Source organism: Neobacillus soli NBRC 102451, assembly GCF_001591665.1.
Taxonomy (GTDB): domain Bacteria; phylum Bacillota; class Bacilli; order Bacillales; family Cytobacillaceae; genus Neobacillus; species Neobacillus soli.
Genome location: NZ_BCVI01000046.1, coordinates 31465 through 48447 on the forward strand (window position 1 = coordinate 31465; position 16983 = coordinate 48447).

Annotated in this window: 15 protein-coding genes; 5 read left to right on the forward strand and 10 right to left on the reverse strand. The window is 41.8% G+C overall.

The window, feature by feature from the left end; genetic code table 11:
* Window positions 1-98: 98 nt before the first annotated feature.
* The 4 genes from BSO02S_RS16325 to BSO02S_RS16340 all read right to left on the reverse strand — a co-directional run bounded on the left by BSO02S_RS16325 (window position 99) and on the right by BSO02S_RS16340 (window position 6111).
* Window positions 99-1256, reverse strand: coding sequence for a thiolase family protein (locus tag BSO02S_RS16325; protein WP_066069580.1), 1158 nt, complete (start codon window positions 1254-1256; stop codon window positions 99-101).
* Between the two features lie 18 nt (window positions 1257-1274).
* Window positions 1275-2420, reverse strand: a complete 1146-nt coding sequence (locus BSO02S_RS16330) for an acyl-CoA dehydrogenase family protein (RefSeq protein ID WP_066069583.1) — start codon at window positions 2418-2420, stop codon at window positions 1275-1277.
* Window positions 2421-2650: 230 nt separating this feature from the next.
* On the reverse strand, window positions 2651-4186 hold the full coding sequence (locus BSO02S_RS16335) for an acyl-CoA synthetase (protein WP_066069586.1): 1536 nt from the start codon (window positions 4184-4186) through the stop codon (window positions 2651-2653).
* Between the two features lie 179 nt (window positions 4187-4365).
* Entirely contained in the window at window positions 4366-6111 is a 1746-nt protein-coding gene (locus BSO02S_RS16340) for a sigma 54-interacting transcriptional regulator (RefSeq protein WP_066069589.1), read from the reverse strand.
* 147 nt (window positions 6112-6258) lie between these two features.
* On the opposite strand from BSO02S_RS16340, the gene BSO02S_RS16345 reads away from it, so the two are divergent.
* A complete protein-coding gene (locus BSO02S_RS16345) occupies window positions 6259-6465 on the forward strand; it encodes a zinc ribbon domain-containing protein (RefSeq protein WP_066069592.1) in 207 nt (68 codons plus the stop codon).
* A gap of 318 nt (window positions 6466-6783) precedes the next feature.
* Here BSO02S_RS16345 and BSO02S_RS27180 read toward each other — a convergent pair whose 3' ends face one another.
* Together BSO02S_RS27180 and BSO02S_RS27185 are read right to left on the reverse strand one after the other, a co-directional pair.
* On the reverse strand, window positions 6784-7446 hold the full coding sequence (locus tag BSO02S_RS27180) for a hypothetical protein (RefSeq protein WP_066069595.1): 663 nt from the start codon (window positions 7444-7446) through the stop codon (window positions 6784-6786).
* Window positions 7447-7581: 135 nt separating this feature from the next.
* Entirely contained in the window at window positions 7582-7926 is a 345-nt protein-coding gene (locus BSO02S_RS27185; RefSeq protein WP_169802760.1) for a hypothetical protein, read from the reverse strand.
* Between the two features lie 360 nt (window positions 7927-8286).
* Here BSO02S_RS27185 and BSO02S_RS16360 point away from each other — a divergent pair, with 360 nt between their 5' ends.
* A complete protein-coding gene (locus tag BSO02S_RS16360; protein WP_066069604.1) occupies window positions 8287-9279 on the forward strand; it encodes a Gfo/Idh/MocA family protein in 993 nt (330 codons plus the stop codon).
* A 104-nt stretch (window positions 9280-9383) separates the two neighbouring features.
* On the opposite strand, the gene BSO02S_RS16365 is transcribed toward BSO02S_RS16360, so the two are convergent.
* Complete coding sequence (locus BSO02S_RS16365; protein WP_066069607.1) at window positions 9384-10151, reverse strand: 3-hydroxyacyl-CoA dehydrogenase; 768 nt, start codon at window positions 10149-10151, stop codon at window positions 9384-9386.
* Between the two features lie 301 nt (window positions 10152-10452).
* On the opposite strand from BSO02S_RS16365, the gene BSO02S_RS16370 reads away from it, so the two are divergent.
* Complete coding sequence (locus BSO02S_RS16370) at window positions 10453-11838, forward strand: GDSL-type esterase/lipase family protein (protein ID WP_066069611.1); 1386 nt, start codon at window positions 10453-10455, stop codon at window positions 11836-11838.
* Window positions 11839-11863: 25 nt separating this feature from the next.
* Here the strand turns inward: BSO02S_RS16370 and BSO02S_RS16375 are convergent, their stop codons facing one another.
* On the reverse strand, window positions 11864-13075 hold the full coding sequence (locus BSO02S_RS16375) for an MFS transporter (RefSeq protein ID WP_235846936.1): 1212 nt from the start codon (window positions 13073-13075) through the stop codon (window positions 11864-11866).
* Between the two features lie 189 nt (window positions 13076-13264).
* Here BSO02S_RS16375 and BSO02S_RS16380 point away from each other — a divergent pair, with 189 nt between their 5' ends.
* Both BSO02S_RS16380 and BSO02S_RS16385 read left to right on the forward strand, forming a co-directional pair.
* Complete coding sequence (locus BSO02S_RS16380) at window positions 13265-14227, forward strand: D-2-hydroxyacid dehydrogenase (protein ID WP_066069614.1); 963 nt, start codon at window positions 13265-13267, stop codon at window positions 14225-14227.
* A gap of 15 nt (window positions 14228-14242) precedes the next feature.
* On the forward strand, window positions 14243-15175 hold the full coding sequence (locus tag BSO02S_RS16385) for a glycerophosphodiester phosphodiesterase family protein (protein ID WP_066069616.1): 933 nt from the start codon (window positions 14243-14245) through the stop codon (window positions 15173-15175).
* Window positions 15176-15214: 39 nt separating this feature from the next.
* On the opposite strand, the gene BSO02S_RS16390 is transcribed toward BSO02S_RS16385, so the two are convergent.
* Entirely contained in the window at window positions 15215-15907 is a 693-nt protein-coding gene (locus tag BSO02S_RS16390; protein WP_084375055.1) for an ABC transporter permease, read from the reverse strand.
* On the reverse strand, window positions 15900-16823 hold the full coding sequence (locus BSO02S_RS16395; RefSeq protein WP_066069621.1) for an ABC transporter ATP-binding protein: 924 nt from the start codon (window positions 16821-16823) through the stop codon (window positions 15900-15902). Before BSO02S_RS16395 ends, BSO02S_RS16390 begins: the two co-directional genes overlap by 8 nt.
* Window positions 16824-16983: the final 160 nt, after the last annotated feature.

Genomic DNA, 16983 nt, shown 5'->3' on the forward strand with positions numbered 1-16983 from the left:
TACTCGCGAATTTCACCATTTTACTCGCGAATTTCAGCATTTTATTCGCGAATCCGTTTTTATCAGGCAGGCAACCCAATCTAAGTGGGTAAACAATATTAGTCCAAACGCTCAATAATCGTCGCGTTTGCCATGCCGTGGCCTTCGCACATCGTTTGCAATCCGTAACGTCCGCCGGTGCGTTCAAGTTCGTGCATCATTGTTACCATTAACCGCGCGCCGCTGCCGCCTAATGGGTGACCGAGTGCAATCGCCCCGCCGTTCGGATTGAGCTTTGAAGGGTCAGCACCAGTCTCTTTCAACCAGGCAAGCGGGACAGGTGCAAAAGCTTCATTGACTTCGAATACATCGATATCGTCCATAGAGAGACCTGATTTTGCCAACGCCTTTTGTGTCGCCGGAATCGGTCCTGTCAGCATTAAGGTTGGATCTGAGCCAACGACTACGCGGGTATGGACACGGAAGCGCGGCTTAAGACCAAGCTCCTCTGCTTTCTCGCGGGACATGAGTAATAATGCTCCTGCCCCATCACTTATTTGGCTGGAGTTTCCGGCATGAATGATTCCGTCTTCTTTAAAAGGGGGCTTTAGGGCTGACAACGCTTCCAACGATGTCCCTTTTCTTGGACCGGAATCATCCTTGATAACAGCAGTTGTTCCATCAGTCAGTGTTACTTCCAGTGGAAAAATCTCTCTCGCAAAGTAACCTTCCTCTTGTGCCTTTAATGCCTTTTGATGGCTTTCTAGTGAAAATTGATCGAGCTCTTCACGGGTAAAGCCGTAGTTTTCAGCAATCCGCTCAGCCGATAGTCCTTGATGAATCATTTCGTACTTCGACCTTAAATTTGGACTAAAAGGTTCTTCTGCGCCTTTATAGTTTGATCCCATTGGAACACGGGACATGCTTTCCACACCACCGGCAATCACCACGTCCATATCACCGGCAAGAATCGCTTGGGCAGCAAAATGAACCGCCTGCTGGCTGGAGCCGCATTGGCGGTCAATCGTAGTCCCCGGAACTTCAATTGGGAAGCCGGCAATTAACGCCGCAACCCTGGCAATATCTCCTGCCTGTTCGCCCGCTTGGGTAACGCAGCCTAAAATAACATCCTCAACAACCGCGGGGTCAATCCCGGCGCGGTTAACCAATTCTTTTAATGTCAGAGCTGCCAAGTCATCGGGACGGATATCCTTTAATACGCCATTTCTTCTTCCTACTGGGGTACGAACACCCTCGACAATTACTACCTCACGCATATTAATTTTCCCTACTTTCTATAAACCTAGATTTTTTGCAATAATGGTTTTCATAATTTCATTGGTTCCGGCGTAAATGCTGGAAACAGGTATATCCCTGAAGCGTCTGGCAATCTCGTATTCTTCCATATAGCCGTAGCCGCCATGAAGCTGCATACATTCCGCCGCGATTCTTTTTGCAATATCAGTCAGTTTCCATTTTGCCATCGAGACTTTCGTAACGACATTTTTCCCTTCCATATGCTCGGCAATTAATTGGTCCAAGAATACTCTGCCCATTTCAATGTCGGTAGCCATTTCGACAATTTTAAATTGGGTATTTTGGAATTGACCGATAGGTTTTCCAAACGCTTCCCGGCTTTTTACATAGTCAAGAGTCATTTTCAGCATCACTTCCGACGCCGTTTGCGCCCCAATCGCAACAAGGAGCCGTTCCTGTTGGAGTTTTTCCATTAAATAAAGAAAGCCTTTGCCTTCCTCTCCAAGTAAGTTTTCTTTCGGAACCTTGCAATCTTCAAAAATCAATTCGGCTGTATCCTGGCAATGAAGACCGACCTTGTTTAGCTTTCTTCCTCTGGAAAATCCGGGAGTGTCTCTTTCGATGACGAGCAGACTGACACCTTTATGCTTCGGTACGGCATTTGTGTCCGTCTTAACTGCGACAAGGACAAGGTCGGATTGGATGCCATTTGTGATGAATGTCTTTGCCCCATTGACAATATAGTGGCTGCCTTCCAGCTTGGCGGTTGTCTTAATGTTGGCGAGGTCGGAGCCTGTACCAGGTTCCGTCATCGCGATGGCGGTAATGATTTCACCCGTGACACACTTTGGCAGCCAACGATGTTTCTGTTCGTCTGTCCCGTAAGAGGTGATGTAAGGAACAACGATATCATTGTGAAGCCCAATTCCAATTAACCCCGAGCCCACCCGTTCCAGCTCCTCATTGATAACAACAGCAAATCCCCAATCTACTTCACTTCCGCCATATTTCTCATCGATATCCGGACATAGAAAGCCTTGTTCCCCCATCTTCTTCCAAAAGGAGCGGGGAATCATCCGTTGCTCCTCCCACTGATCATAAAAGGGATATGCTTCTTTTTCCAAAAACTTTCTTAGTGACTGGCGAAAAATTTCGTGGTCTTCGTTTAGGTATGGATGTTTCATGTTACATTACCTCACTTTTTAATGGAGACGCTTTCGAAAATAGTATTTTAAAAGGCTACTTGGTCTATTTCTGCTGCTTTGAGAGTCTCTTCCGAAAACTTCTAATGTTTACAACACTTTCGGGTACTTACGACCTATCGTCTAGGACTTACTACATATATTCAGTTACTTACTACATATATCTCAACTTTTACGACATTTCCTGGAAGCCAATTTCCAAAACTAATTCCTTAGTCCAATTTACTACTTCCCACTTCCCTCATCCTCTGCCGCAGTTGATATTTTAGTATTTTCCCAGAGGCATTCCTTGGCAGCTGCTCCTCAATAAAGATTCGTCTTGGCACCTTATAGCCTGCTAGCTTTTGCCGGCAGAAGTTCCGCAATTCCTGCTCGTCAATCACTGCACCTTCTTTTGGGACGATGATTGCACAGACGGCCTCGCCCCAAACTTCATCAGGTATCCCAATAATAGCGGCATCGAGTACATCCGGATGCTCGAAAAGAACACCTTCAACCTCAACGGAGTAAACATTTTCCCCGCCTGAGATAATCATGTCCTTTTTTCGATCAACAAGTGTGATATAGCCTTCCTCATCAATCGTCGCTAAATCACCGGTATAAAGCCAGCCGCCCTTCAACGTGTTCCTGGTCTCCTCTGGCTTTTTATAATATTCCTTCATCACCATCGGGCTGCGCAGGATAAATTCCCCAATCACACCTGGCAACACATCGATCCCTTCTTCATTGACAACCCTTGTTTCTGTCATGAAAATTGGTTTTCCACCCTTGCCGAGATGTTGTTTATGTCCCTCCGGATCAAGAAGAATTCCGCCAGGGCCTGCCTCAGTCAAGCCGCACAAGTTGTAAAACTGGTCGGTTTTAAAGAGCTGTATGCTTTTTTTGACAAGCTCAGGAGCCATTGGTGCTGCGCCGTAACCGACTCTCCTAATAGAAGATAAATCGTAATCGCCTGCATTCGGCACTTGGAGAAGAAAGTTATACATGGCGGGAACAGCAAAAAGATGGGTAATTTTATGCTCTTGAATCGCTTGGAGTGTTTTAACTGGATGAAAATCACGATGGATAATATGGGTGGCACCTAGTGCCACACCGGAAATAAGGAAAAGGTTCAACTGGGCCGAGTGAAACAGCGGTGCGAGGTGAAGAATACGTTCATGCTGACTAATCTCCATATTAATTACAACGGAGATACCCACTTTAAAAATTTGACTATGATTAAAAAGTGCTCCTTTAGGCTGGCCCGTTGTCCCGGAGGTGTACAGGATTTCTAAATCATCCAGCTCGGAAACCTCAACGGCAGGCTCATTTATGTTTTCCGACAAAATCGTTTGGTATGAATAGTAGCCCGTTGTTTCAGGTTCACCAACGGTAATCACCAACCCGACCCCCGTACCTTGTTTCGCCTCAGCAATCGTTTGTTCAAATTCTTTATCACAGACAACAATGGCTGCGTCTGATTGTTCTAATATATAATGAACCTCAGTTGCAGTTAATCGGAAGTTTACGGGGACGGCAATCGCACCAATTTTGGCAGCGGCAAAAAAAGCAAACACAAAGTGGTCTGAGTTTTTCATCATCAAGGCAAGTTTGTCACCTTTGCTAACACCGTGCTCTAACAGGCCATGGGCAAGCTTGTTTACTTCTTCATTAAACCCACGGTACGTGTAGCTTCTGCCTTCACATTCGATAGCTAATAATTCGGGAAACTTACGGGCACTTTGCGACAAGAGACTTCCGATATTCATTCAAGGACCCCCTTAATAAAAAATGATCTCCATCTTTTAATATGCAATTTTTATGCCAATATTCAGAAAAGAGGTTATATAAGTTTTGTTGGGTGTAAAGCTACTCTATTAAGCCACTGTATGTTTTTCAATTACACACAAAGACCAATAAGGTGTCCAGTAATTGGACACCTTCTATCCTAAATCGACAGTTTATATTTTTTTATTTTTTCATATAAACCCGACCGGCTGATTCCTAGTAGTTTTGCTGCCCTTACTTTATTCCCTTGCACTTGAACGAGTACCTTTTTGATTGCTTCACGTTCAGCAGTTTCTACAAGGGATACATTATGAGCTGGCTCCTTACTGGTAACCTGCTTCAATAAATAATCGGGAAGATCTTCGAATTTGATTTTTCCACTTTCTGCAAATGTCATCGCTCGTTCCATGACATTTCTTAGTTCGCGGACGTTACCGGGCCAATTATAATCTAGTAATATTTCTCGTGCAAGGTCCTCAATCCCAGTGATGCTTGTTCCTAAAATTTTGTTCATTTCAATCATGAACTGTCCAACTAAATGATCTATATCATAGATTCGTTCCCGGAGCGGCGGTATGTTTAACGAAATTACATTCAGGCGGTAATATAAATCCTCCCTAAATAATCCCCCTTTAACCATTTCTTCAAGGTTTCGATTGGTGGCAGCGATAATCCTCACATCAACCTGAATTCTTACCGTTCCACCTACCCGGTAAAACTCCCTCTCTTGAAGAACCCGCAGCAGCTTTGCTTGAAGCGCAAGGGACATATCGCCAATTTCATCTAGAAAAAGCGTGCCTCCATTGGCCAAATCAAACTTGCCAAGCTTCCCTTTTTGTCTCGCTCCGGTAAAGGCCCCTTCATCGTAGCCGAAAAACTCTGATTCTAGCAAATCCTCTGGTATTGCCGCGCAATTCACGACAATAAACTTCCCAAGGTTTCTTGCGCTGCTGTTATGAATCGCATGAGCAAATAACTCTTTCCCTGTTCCACTCTCGCCGCGGATAAGGATGGTCGACCTGCCTTTTGCGGCTTTGGCAGCACTTTTCTTCAATTTTTCCATATAGGGGTCGACGGTTGAAAGATGGTCCCAGGTGAACCTGGCAGATTCCGACTTCTGAAATTGCCGATGATAAAAGTCCGCCTTATTTTCCGCTTTCTGCAGCTTTTTAAATAGTTCGCTCACCTCATTTAGTTGCCGGAACACCACCTTACCAATCGCTCCGATGACTTTTCCATCCTCCATAATAGGAATTCGGTGGACAATATACTTTATGCCATTGATTTCTAGAAAGCCGCTCACCTCAGCTGTTTCTGATTCATAAACATTTTCTAAGTGAAGCTGCGGCAATACTTTTGAGGCAGGTTGATATAAAACTGTCTCTAATTGAAGATTGAATAATTCAAGCAGTGGAGGGCTGACCATCTGGATGTTTTTCTTTTCATCCGTCATAACAATCCCATCAAAGGCATGGTCTAAAACTGTTTCCAGCGTTCTTTTTAAGATTTTTATCGTTTGTAATTCCTGGGACGTTTGCAGCAATGACATCACCATATCTGTTTTCGTTAGAATGCCGACGACTAGGTCCTGTTCATCGATGATCACACCGGTTCCGACAGGGCTGTTTTTCACGATCATTTCAATTTTTTCGTATGGTGTATCAATTGGCAGCGTTTCAACCTGTTTTTTTATGTATTTTTTGATTGGGCTTGTGAGGGGACACTCGTCTAAAACCATGTGTGACAAGCTGCTTCGAGTAAAAACACCAACCAGTTTACCGGCGGAGTCCGATACAGGCAGCAGGTTCCACTTCTTTCGGTACATGAGCCCAATTGCTTCTTTTAAAGTCGTTTCCTCGGTAACTATACAGTCCACTAGTGTAATGATATCCTTAAATTGGAGCATCTCGTCACTCCTAACTATTTACATACCTATATTATAGCAAAAATAAGCAACATTTTTGAATATTTAAACAGTATTGAAACATCTGTGGGAACTTTTATAGTTTAAAATCGTAATTATTAGAGTAATCAATTTAGAGGAGTGATTTTTATGAGTGAAAAAGGCTGTATTAAATGTGGAGGTACAGAGACTGGAACGAAGGATGTGGCAATGACGGGCACGGGTCTATCAAAAATGTTTGATGTTCAACATAACACCTTCACGGTCATTTTTTGCAAAAAATGTGGGTATTCCGAGTTTTATAATAAGAAAACATCCACAGCTTCCAATATCGCAGACCTGTTCTTTGGCGGGTGATTGGTTGTAGTAACTGGGGAATTCCCGAAATGATTCCCCGGTTACGGTACTCTCATTCATCTACTGACAACTCCCACAGCTAAAGCAGTGGGGTTCTAGGGTATAGCGGCAAACTTGCTACCTAGTACACTTCTCAACGATACCCTTATCTTTCCTTGCGGATAGAGTTTCTATCGGAGCACTGGTGCACGTTCTCCTAGAACATTAACGGACGTATTGCGTATGCAAGACACTTCTCCAAGCAAGCCCTTTTGGACTCCTTGTGTGTTTATCATTCCGACTTCTTTTGGGCATTGTCACGACCAATCAGGTTTGTGTTTAAGCTACAAACCAACGCAATGTTTTATTTGGCGAATGTTTTAATCGTTCTATTTCATGATTATGCAATTTAACGAAGTTATTCCACCCGGCGCTGCATAAGTTTACATCAACGGAGTTTAGCGTTTCAGTGGTGTTTCCTATCAAAAAAGCGCTATATAAATCACGCTGGATACGAAATGTTCCAAAGTCATTCCATCGTTCCGAAAGCTGCTTCTTGGTGTATTCACAAGTGATATGATTAAACTGGCTTGCTTTTGTGACGTAGGTATCTATCTTCTTAACGAAGCGTCCTTGATAGCCTAGTTTTCGGTCAATAATTGTGAGGAGCATGGCTGGGGCATGGTTTGCGATTGATTTTCCAAACCGTTTCTTGTGGTTGATCTTCCCATTCTTCTTGTTGCGGGTTGTTTTCTTTGTTCGCTTTTGAAGCGATTGAAACCTCATCGTTTCTACTCGCACATCCGAACCTAATGCAAGGATATCGTTCGCTAGTTTCTCATGCGATATTTTTCGCTGGACAGCGATTTTCCGATACAGTTCTTTCCGTATCGTACGAAGTTTTTTGTATTGGTTGGAGTAGTTCCATTGCAAGCGGCCTTTCTTAATCGTGCCATCTTTTTTGAAATTGTCGTTATTCGTCGCTCGCTTAGACCGATCCATTGCTCGCTGAATACGTCTTACTTTTGAGTGATTTACATTACACTCTGGTGTGCGAGTTCACGAAGTTCAACAGAAGTTTCGCTACAAACTGCAATAGTAGAGGAACCAATGTCGATCCCTACACGTTTGGTTTCATCATTTGCAGCTTTTCGATTCCGTTTTGTTGGTGGATAGCCTTCTTTCGTTGGTCTTGGATTCATTCAGCAACACGCGATATTCCTTATCGGCTTTCACACGTTTATGACGTTTAATAGCTTCACCCAGGCAAGAGTTGTAGACTGAGCGTGCAATCTTGAATTTTTTCTCTAATCGGTGTTTTTGCCAATCAGGAATATGTAGCGGAAATTCGATTGTATAGGTTGGTGTTGACCTTCTTGCCATCGGTACCAGCTCCTTTCTAGTTACTCTTTTTCTGATTTTTAACGTCACTTTATCGTAATGCTCGACACATTTCCAGTAGCGAATACGAGATAGGAACATATATTCGCTATACCTTAATTGTATCAACTTTAATAAATTTCTACAACAATTATTCGGAAATAAAGATTGTGATATTTTCAAATGCTTGAAGTACACAAATCTTTCGGTTTCTAATGGTACTCCGCATTTGACCTCACTCTCATCCCATGTTTAAAGACGGGCTAATGCCCTGCATGGGCTTTCCCGTTCGGAAAAGTCTGTAATTTTCAACTTTGATATTTTGAAATTTTTACCTACTAGAAAAATTTTCAGATGTTCATAAATTCTTGCTTTAATGGACAAATATTTCAAATTCATGCTATTTTTGATTTGATACAAAGAAGTATCCATTATTCGATTAAACACATAGGAGCGATGATAGTGAAAAAAGCCAATCTCTGTTTTATCGGTGCAGGATTTCATGCATCAACAAACATTTACCCTTCTGTTATTGAAGCAGGGGCAAATATAAAAGCGATTTCTACACGAAATATCGATCGTTCCAAAGCTGCTCTTCAACGCTTTGGAAGCAGTGGGACACCTTACGATGACTATAAAAAGATGTTACAAAATGAAGATTGTGACGGAGTTGTTGTGGTTGCTCAAGCTGAAGATCATCCTTCTCTAGTGCTAGATTGTATCAAAGCTGGTAAAAATGTGTATGTGGATAAGCCTCTCGGGATGAGTGCTGAGCAAGCGGCAGAAATTGCTGATGCTGCTGAACAAGCGGGTGTAACATTAATGGTTGGATTTATGAAACGTTATGCTCCTTGCTATACAAAGTTAAAAGAACTAATTACGAGCAGTAAACTAGGTACTGTGCGTTCCTTTCAAGCAAGATTTGCAGTGGATAGCACACCATTTTGCAAAAATGAAGAACAATTTATGAAGTTTGCCGCTATACATATTATTGATCTAGTACGCTATTTATTTGGAGAAGTTATACAAGTTACTGGTTTTAAAAATAGTGACAATGAGTTTGTTTCTCATAGTATTTCTTTAAAGTTTGAAAATGGCGTCGTTGGTAGCCTTTATTTGGCAGGGATGACGGCTTGGTCGCGTGAAAGTGAAAATTTACTTGTGACGTTTGATAATGGATTTGCCTTGGCTGACGAAATTAATACGCTTACAGTTCATGAGTCACAAACATTTGATGATTTACCATGGAAATCGCTTAAAGAGGCAGGCATGGTATTTACACCCTCTGCTACACCTATGTCTGGAGCTTACAGAGACCTTTATTTACGAGGTTTCGTTGGAGAAATGATTCATTTTATTGACTGTTGTAATAGTGGTGAAACGCCAACATCAAATGGACGTGATAATGTAAATACAATGGCACTCTGCGATCGTATTCTGTCTACGTTGCTGTAGAACAGCGAATTTTCAATTTTATCAGCGAATCGAAAAAAGCAACAATCCATTAGAAAAAAGCCCTTAAAAGAAAGAGAAGGCCTGCACCTTCCCTTTCTATCGCATTATTTCGGCTGCATCCGAATCGCCCCATCGAGCCGAATCGTTTCCCCATTCAGCATTGGATTTTCGATAATGCTTTGGACGAGCTGGGCGTATTCGCTTGGATATCCGAGTCTTGAAGGGAACGGTACCATTTTTCCAAGTGAATCCCTTGCTTCTTTCGGCAGTGTATCGAACATTGGTGTATGGAAAAGTCCTGGGGCGATCGTCATTACCCGAATCCCATGGCGGGCAAGCTCCCTGGCAATCGGCAGGGTCATTCCAACAATTCCACCTTTGGAGGCACTATATGCAGCCTGGCCAATTTGTCCGTCGTAGGCTGCAACCGAGGCGGTATTAATAATGACGCCTCGTTCGTTTTGATCATTCACTTCGTTGCTGCTCATTATTTCAGCCGCTATCCGAATCACATTGAAGGTGCCGATTAAATTAACATTAATAACTCTTGAAAAAAGGGATAGGTTATGGGCACCATTTCGTCCGAGCACCTTCTCCGCTATTCCAATCCCAGCACAGTTCACGACCGTATTTACCCCGCCCATAAATTCCGCCGCTTTATTGACTGCATCTTGGATGTCTCCTTCCTTCGTTACATCTGCTTTTAAAAATAAAACGGCTTCTCCTAATTCACGTTCAAGGCGCTTCCCATTTTCTTCTGATTGGTCAAAAATGACTGCCTTTCCGCCGTTTCCAACGATGTTACGAACTGTTGCCTCTCCTAACCCAGATGCCCCGCCCGTAACAATTGCATGACATACTTTAATTTCCATTCGATTTACCTCCTAAAATGAAATCCTATTAAAGTACCTTGCAAGTATGATGCCAAAGGAAATTCACTATAGTTAGTATGTTGCAGATAGAACTAAAACCAAATGTGTTTCCAGTTTGGACATTCAATATAGAAAAGTGCCCAGATAATGAACAGATTAAGAAAATCCCAAACTACCTTCCTTCCAAATACATCATAGGACTTTTTGCGTATTTTGTAGAATTATATTTATTAAATATTCAAAAAACATAGGATTATAATAGAATTTGGTAGAAATAGTTTCATAATAAGGGGGAATTTTTTTGAGGTTTAAACGATTATCCGTTCTATTTGCACTAATGCTGATGTTTTGCACATTCTTCTCTTCGTTTGCTTTTGCAGAAAGTAACGTCAAGCCAAATCTTGTAGCACTTGGGGATTCAATTACATACGGATGGAATCTTGAAAAGGATAGTGATCCTACTAACTCACAACAATCCTTGAAAGCGTATCCCTATCTTATCGGGAATGGGAATTACAGTGTTGCTAAAAATATCAGTGGCGGGGGCTGGACTTCAGCCAATTTGTTAGCAGAAATAAGTAAACCTGAAAATCTTGAAGCCATTAAAAATGCTGATGTTATCACACTAAATATTGGCAGTAATGATTTTTTACAGAATCCTGCGATTCAACAGATTCGTAGTAACCCAGCACTACTTAATGACCCTATAGTAGGTCCTACATTGCTGAATCAACTTAATGCATTGATTCCGCAAATTTCTACTGATTTATTTAACAACCTAGGTCTGATAATGGGCACAATCAGAGCTCAAAATAATGATGCTCATATTATCGTATACAATATTTACAATCCATTTTCCGATACCCTTGCAGCTCTTTATCCGCTTGGGGAGCAATTTCTTCCATTAGTTAACACAGGAATCCAGGGTTTTGCTGCTCAAACTCAATCCCTTTTATCTGACTCCTATGCTGCCTTTAAAGGTAAACAATCAGACTTAATTTTTCCAAATGGAGACGTTCATCCGAACGAAGAAGGCCAAAAAGTGCTTGCTAACTTGTCAACAGAACTATTAGCGGCACAAGTTCCTGGGGATATTACCGTTGATTTAACTCCTTCAACAACTGAGACAACAAAGGAACCTGTGACTATCACTGTTACCACAACTGCAAAAAAAGTTCTAGCTATGCAGCGGCTTGATGGAGAAAAGACGATTGCTGATTTTGCAACAGCAGGAACCGACATCACAGATAACAAATTCCAAGTAACCGAAAATGGGACATACACTGTTTATGTCCGAGATAGCAAAGGTGCTAAAGCGGTTGGAACCATAAAGATTGATAACATTAAAGATGAAGATCCAACACCTAACCCTGGAGACGATGGTAATAATCCAGATCCTAATCCTGGAGACACCGGAAATAATCCGGATCCTACCCCTGGAGATACCAATACCGATCCAGGCGATTCTAGTACCGATCCAGGGGGCAATGGAGACAATCCAGCTCCTAATCCTACTGAAACAGACAGCCCAGCACCAACAACGGACAACCAAAATACCGATACTGGCAATGAATTACCTGTCACGGCATCAACAACCTATAACTATATGGCTGCAGGTCTTGGCTTAATTTTAGCTGGATTTGCTGTCATGCAAATTCAACAGTATCGAAGAAGACAAAAAGCATAAGAAATATAGAAAGGTCAGGACTTCACTAAAATGAGGTCCTGACCTTTTTCTTCGCAACCCCGCTTTCATGCGAAGCTACCCGTTTCTTTCTTTCCATTATTACCACTAGGACAATGGCGACAATCAGAAAAAGGCTCGCAATCCGGAAGATGGATGCCGTATTAACAAATTGTGCAAGTACACCAAAGATAATACCACTTAGTCCAATTCCCAAATCGATGGAGGAGAAAATCATCCCATTGGCGACACCGCGCCGATGTGTAGGTGTCATTACTAATGCCCATGATTGAAGTGTTGGTATCAAGCAACCGAAACCAACACCAAACAATACGCCGGCAATCGCAATAAGTAGTCCCGAATGCGCAAAAGAAAGTACCCACATTCCCACAAAAGTAGCGAATGTACAGAACAGTACAAGTCCTTTCGGGCCTTTCTCATCAAACCATTTACCTGCGATTGGTCGCGCAATTGTGGCCATAATCGCATTAAAAATATAAAATAGAAAGATTTGTTCAATTCCCCGTTCCTCACCAAAAATGATAATAAACGTAACAATCGATCCATAACCAAGATTGATAATGATCGTGATCAAAGCCGGGAACCAACTCGATTTTTCAACCAGTGACCCGAAATAGGAAAATTTAAGATCTTCTTTTCGTGTATTTATTACAACTTTAGGTGTTTGATAGTGTACAGTAGTAAGCAAAATAACTGCGATGACCCCTAATAAGGCTGAAATGTAAATTAGATTAGTGAAAGAAGTAATTTTATATAAAAAGATTCCTAGACTTGGGGCAATAATCATCCCGATTGTAATCGAAAGTCCATAATAGCCCATCCCTTCACCAAGACGAGTGTTGGGTATGACGTCAACGGCAGCTGTGCCATTAACCGTTGTTGACCAGCCCCAAACCAGGCCATGGACGAAGCGGAATAATAGAAAAATGACAACTATTTGTGATATTGGATAAAGAATGGTAATGAGCAAGAGCATGATAGCTCCAGTTATTACAAGCGACTTCCTTGGCTTGTATTCGAGCATAAAGCCAATAAATGGCCGGCTGAGTACGGCGCCTATGGAAAACAATGCGGTCACTAAGCCAATTTCTAAACCGGATGCTCCAATTGATTTGATATATGGCGGCAGAGTGGGAATAAGCATCTGAAATGACATAAACACAAACAAGTTTCCCACCATGAGCATGATAAAGGACTTTGTCCATAATGGCTCCTTCAATGAAATTCCTCCTCCTCAGTCCAATAAAAAAGAATCCTCGTCAAGAAGATTCGCTTCAATTTAACCTATTTCGTATCACTAAATAATAGCACAGAAGTCGGAAAAAGGAAAATCAGAAGGTTTTTCCAAAAAGGGTACTATTTTTGTTATCATTAATGTAGATAAACACCGTTTGAGAGGAGTAATTGTATGAAAAAAAGGAAAATGGTCATCACACGTAAATTGGAACAGGATCAAATTGAGCAAATAAAGAACGTCATTCCTGATTGGGAATTGATTGTTAGCAAAGATAAGGACATATGGCAGGAGCATGCCAAGGATGCTGAAATCATTGCCGGTTGGAATAACGGGTTGGAAGAATATTGCCTTGGCTCGCAGGCACAGCTTAAATGGCTGCAAACATGGAGTGCTGGAGTGGACAGCTTACCGCTTGAGCAGGTGGAAGCGAGAAATATCACCTTAACAAGTGCCAATGGTGTGCACGCTTATCCAATTTCCGAAACCATTTTTGCATTAATGCTCGGCTTAACCAGAAAAATCCATACATACGTAAGAAACCAACAAGCGAAAATATGGCATCATGCACATATGGGACTAGAAATGCATGAAAAAACGGTTGGGATTATTGGCGTTGGAGCCATCGGCAAAGAAACAGCCAAAATCGCCAAAGCCTTCGGAATGAACGTAATTGGTGTAAGAAACTCAGGGGAGCCTGTTGACAATGTAGATGAAATGTACACTCTAGACCAATTATCTTTACTGCTGCCAAAGTGTGATTATGTGGTTGTTACGTTACCGCATACAAAGGAAACCCATCGATTATTTGGGTCAGAACAATTTAGGCAAATGAAGTCTTCTGCCTTTTTCATTAATATTGGCCGTGGTGAGCTTGTGGCTGAGGCAGACCTCGTTCAGGCATTAAAGGATGGAACGATAGCTGGTGCGGGGCTGGATGTATTTGAAAAAGAACCGTTAAGCACGGAAAGTCCGTTATGGGAACTGGAAACCGTCATTATTACCCCGCACACCTCTGGCTCAACTGAAAATTATAATAAGCGTCTGATTGAAAATATCTTAATTCCTAACCTAAAAGAATATATTTCTAGTGGGAACCCTTTGATTAATCTTGTTGATTTTTCAAAAGGATATTAATAAAGGAGTACTACTATGCAGCAAGTTACAATTGAAAAACCGCTGAAAAAGAAGCGAGGTTTACAAGTATTCATCTATCTGATTTCAGCCATTCTTATTTCCCTAGCGGCCATTAATTTTGTTCCTGTTAAACAAATCAACGAAAAGAGTTTTTTCAAAAATGACCGGCCTCTGGTCATTGCCCATCAAGGCGGCGAGCTACTTGCTCCATCGAATACGATGGCGGCGTTTACGAACGCCGCGAACATGGGCGTGGATGTTTTAGAGACAGACCTTCATATTACAAAAGATGGGCACTTGGTTGCCATTCATGATCCTACTGTGGACCGGACAACCAATGGCCATGGCAGAGTTGCCGACATGACACTGAAGGAAATCCAAAAGCTTGATGCCGGCTACCATTTTAAAGACTTACAAGGGAATGATAGTTATCGCGGGAAAGGCGTTTATATCCCTACTGCTGAAGAGATTTTTCAAACGTTTGGGGATATGAGAATTGAGATGGAGATTAAGGATGATAATCCCCCTGAACGGGTTGATGAGATGTCCTCAAAACTATGGACTCTTATTAAAAAATATCAGATGGAGGATAAGATCTTGGTTGCCTCTTTTGATCAGGATATCCTTGATACCTTTAACAACTTTTCAAAAGACAGAGTTGCCACTAGTGGTGGAAAACAAGAAGTAACAAAGTTTGTTGTCTTCCATAAATTCTTTTTACGGGACCTTTATCAACCGTATACGGATTCCTTTCAACTTCCGACAGAAGACAGCGGCTTTGATTTGACCGATAAAAAGCTGATTGACGGAGCGCACCGCCGCGGTATGCAAATGCATTATTGGACAATTGATGACCCAAAGACCATGAAGAAATTGCTTGATGCAGGCGCGGATGGAATTCTGACCAATCGCCCGGATTTATTGCTTAAGCTGCTTGAGAAAAACTAACAATAAGGGCTACTCCAAATTTAATGGGCAGCCCTTTTGTTAGTTAACATCCACTTTCTCAATATTCCTAATCGAAAAATAAGCGATTAAGCAGCCAATCGCGGCGAGAGCAATCGGTATTACAATTAAGGCAGAAAGAGAAACGCCATCTATTGCCGATGATATTAACGAAACCATGACAATCGCGGAAACGATAGTGGCCGGAACCGACTTTTTCCTCATGCCAAAATATAACGGGATCAATGCCATGCCAGCAGATGCAATCGCTTCAAGGGTCATGCTAAGCAAACCGTCCCTCAGGACCTCTGCTGTTAACGCCTTAGGTACAAAGTGTAAATAAGAATCGACTACATAAAACACACTGCCAATCAAGAGATTGGAAAGGAAGATAGTTAAAAAAGTAAAGCTTGCTACAATTATTACCTTCGAAACCATTATCTTTTTACGGCTAATTGGATACATAAACATCAGCATGATTGAATTGCTTTTATACTCATCAATGATCAGTCTGGAAATCAACACTGCTGCAAAGATGATAAATGTCGGCCGGATGATACTTCCAAACGCAGCAAATACCATTTCATAGCTGCCATAGGCAATTGTACCTTCACTTTTTTCCGCAAAATAAATCAAGCAAAGGAACCCCATGATGACTACATTCGCGATGCCCACACCTTTTAAATAGGAAAATAGTTTAAATTTCTTTATTTCCAGACTGATTAATTTACGCACTGATTCCGCCCCCATTGATTAATGTTAAGAAATAATCTTCAAGTGAATGGTTCTTTTTATTGATTCCCTCAATCATGACACCGTTTAGAATAAGAGTCTTAGAAATTTCTGACTGTGATACTCCAGTATCATAAATTCTAAAGCGTGCTGTGTCGACCACTTTAAAATTCGTCAGGTGGAGTATTTCATCAAGGACATAGAAGGCCTTTTTCACATCGTCGACTGTGAGTTCAACGTACTCCGTATTTTGCTCACTGATTTCGTCCATCGAAACCTCTTTGATTAATTTTCCCTCACTGATAACACCAATCGTATCGGCAATTTGCTCCATTTCACCAAGGATATGGGACGAAATTAGCATAGTTATTCCATATTCACGGCAGAGCATATGAAAGAGGTCGCGCAGTTCTTTAATCCCGACTGGATCGAGGCCGTTAATTGGTTCATCAAGAATTAATAGTTCAGGCTTAGTAATGATGGCGCGGGCAATCCCAAGACGCTGCTTCATCCCGAGTGAGAAGTCTTTTACTGACTTATCATCGATATTTTTTAATTTGACTAAATCCAGGGCTGCATCAATTGCCTTTTTATCGTAATAGCCCATATACTCACAGTGCAGCTCTAGATTTTCGCGTGCCGTTAGCCGGTCATAGAAAACAGGATATTCGATAATACTGCCCATCCGCTTTAACACTTCATAGGAGGTATTCGTCAGTTTTTCACCAAAGATCTCAATTTCACCGCTCGTCGGCTTCACTAGATTTGTCAGCATCTTCATGATGGTTGTTTTACCGGCACCGTTCGGTCCAAGAAATCCGTAAATTCCACCCTTTTTCACCTTCATATTGACATTCGAAACAACTTCCTTGCCTTTGTAGGTCTTGGTCAGTTGGTTTGTTTTGATAATGTAGCTCATAACTTTCAGCTCCCCTTCGTCTCTAACTACTCTTATTCTAGTCAGCAGACTTTTCTTTTTTATTAATCTAATCTTACAAAAATCTTAATATAGAAAAGCGGAAGCGTCCGTTTAGCGGCGTATGGACTGGAGCGCTTCGACTGAGATAAAGGAAACACGG

Excerpts from the sequence above, each read along its gene's own strand:
- BSO02S_RS16325 (WP_066069580.1), bottom strand. The coding sequence starts at position 1,256 with ATGCGTGAGGTAGTAATTGTCGAGGGTGTTCGTACCCCAGTAGGAAGA.
- BSO02S_RS16330 (WP_066069583.1), bottom strand. The coding sequence starts at position 2,420 with ATGAAACATCCATACCTAAACGAAGACCACGAAATTTTTCGCCAGTCA.
- BSO02S_RS16335 (WP_066069586.1), bottom strand. The coding sequence starts at position 4,186 with ATGAATATCGGAAGTCTCTTGTCGCAAAGTGCCCGTAAGTTTCCCGAA.
- BSO02S_RS16340 (WP_066069589.1), bottom strand. The coding sequence starts at position 6,111 with ATGCTCCAATTTAAGGATATCATTACACTAGTGGACTGTATAGTTACC.
- BSO02S_RS16345 (WP_066069592.1), top strand. The coding sequence starts at position 6,259 with ATGAGTGAAAAAGGCTGTATTAAATGTGGAGGTACAGAGACTGGAACG.
- BSO02S_RS27180 (WP_066069595.1), bottom strand. The coding sequence starts at position 7,446 with ATGGATCGGTCTAAGCGAGCGACGAATAACGACAATTTCAAAAAAGAT.
- BSO02S_RS27185 (WP_169802760.1), bottom strand. The coding sequence starts at position 7,926 with ATGTTCCTATCTCGTATTCGCTACTGGAAATGTGTCGAGCATTACGAT.
- BSO02S_RS16365 (WP_066069607.1), bottom strand. The coding sequence starts at position 10,151 with ATGGAAATTAAAGTATGTCATGCAATTGTTACGGGCGGGGCATCTGGG.
- BSO02S_RS16380 (WP_066069614.1), top strand. The coding sequence starts at position 13,265 with ATGAAAAAAAGGAAAATGGTCATCACACGTAAATTGGAACAGGATCAA.
- BSO02S_RS16385 (WP_066069616.1), top strand. The coding sequence starts at position 14,243 with ATGCAGCAAGTTACAATTGAAAAACCGCTGAAAAAGAAGCGAGGTTTA.
- BSO02S_RS16395 (WP_066069621.1), bottom strand. The coding sequence starts at position 16,823 with ATGAGCTACATTATCAAAACAAACCAACTGACCAAGACCTACAAAGGC.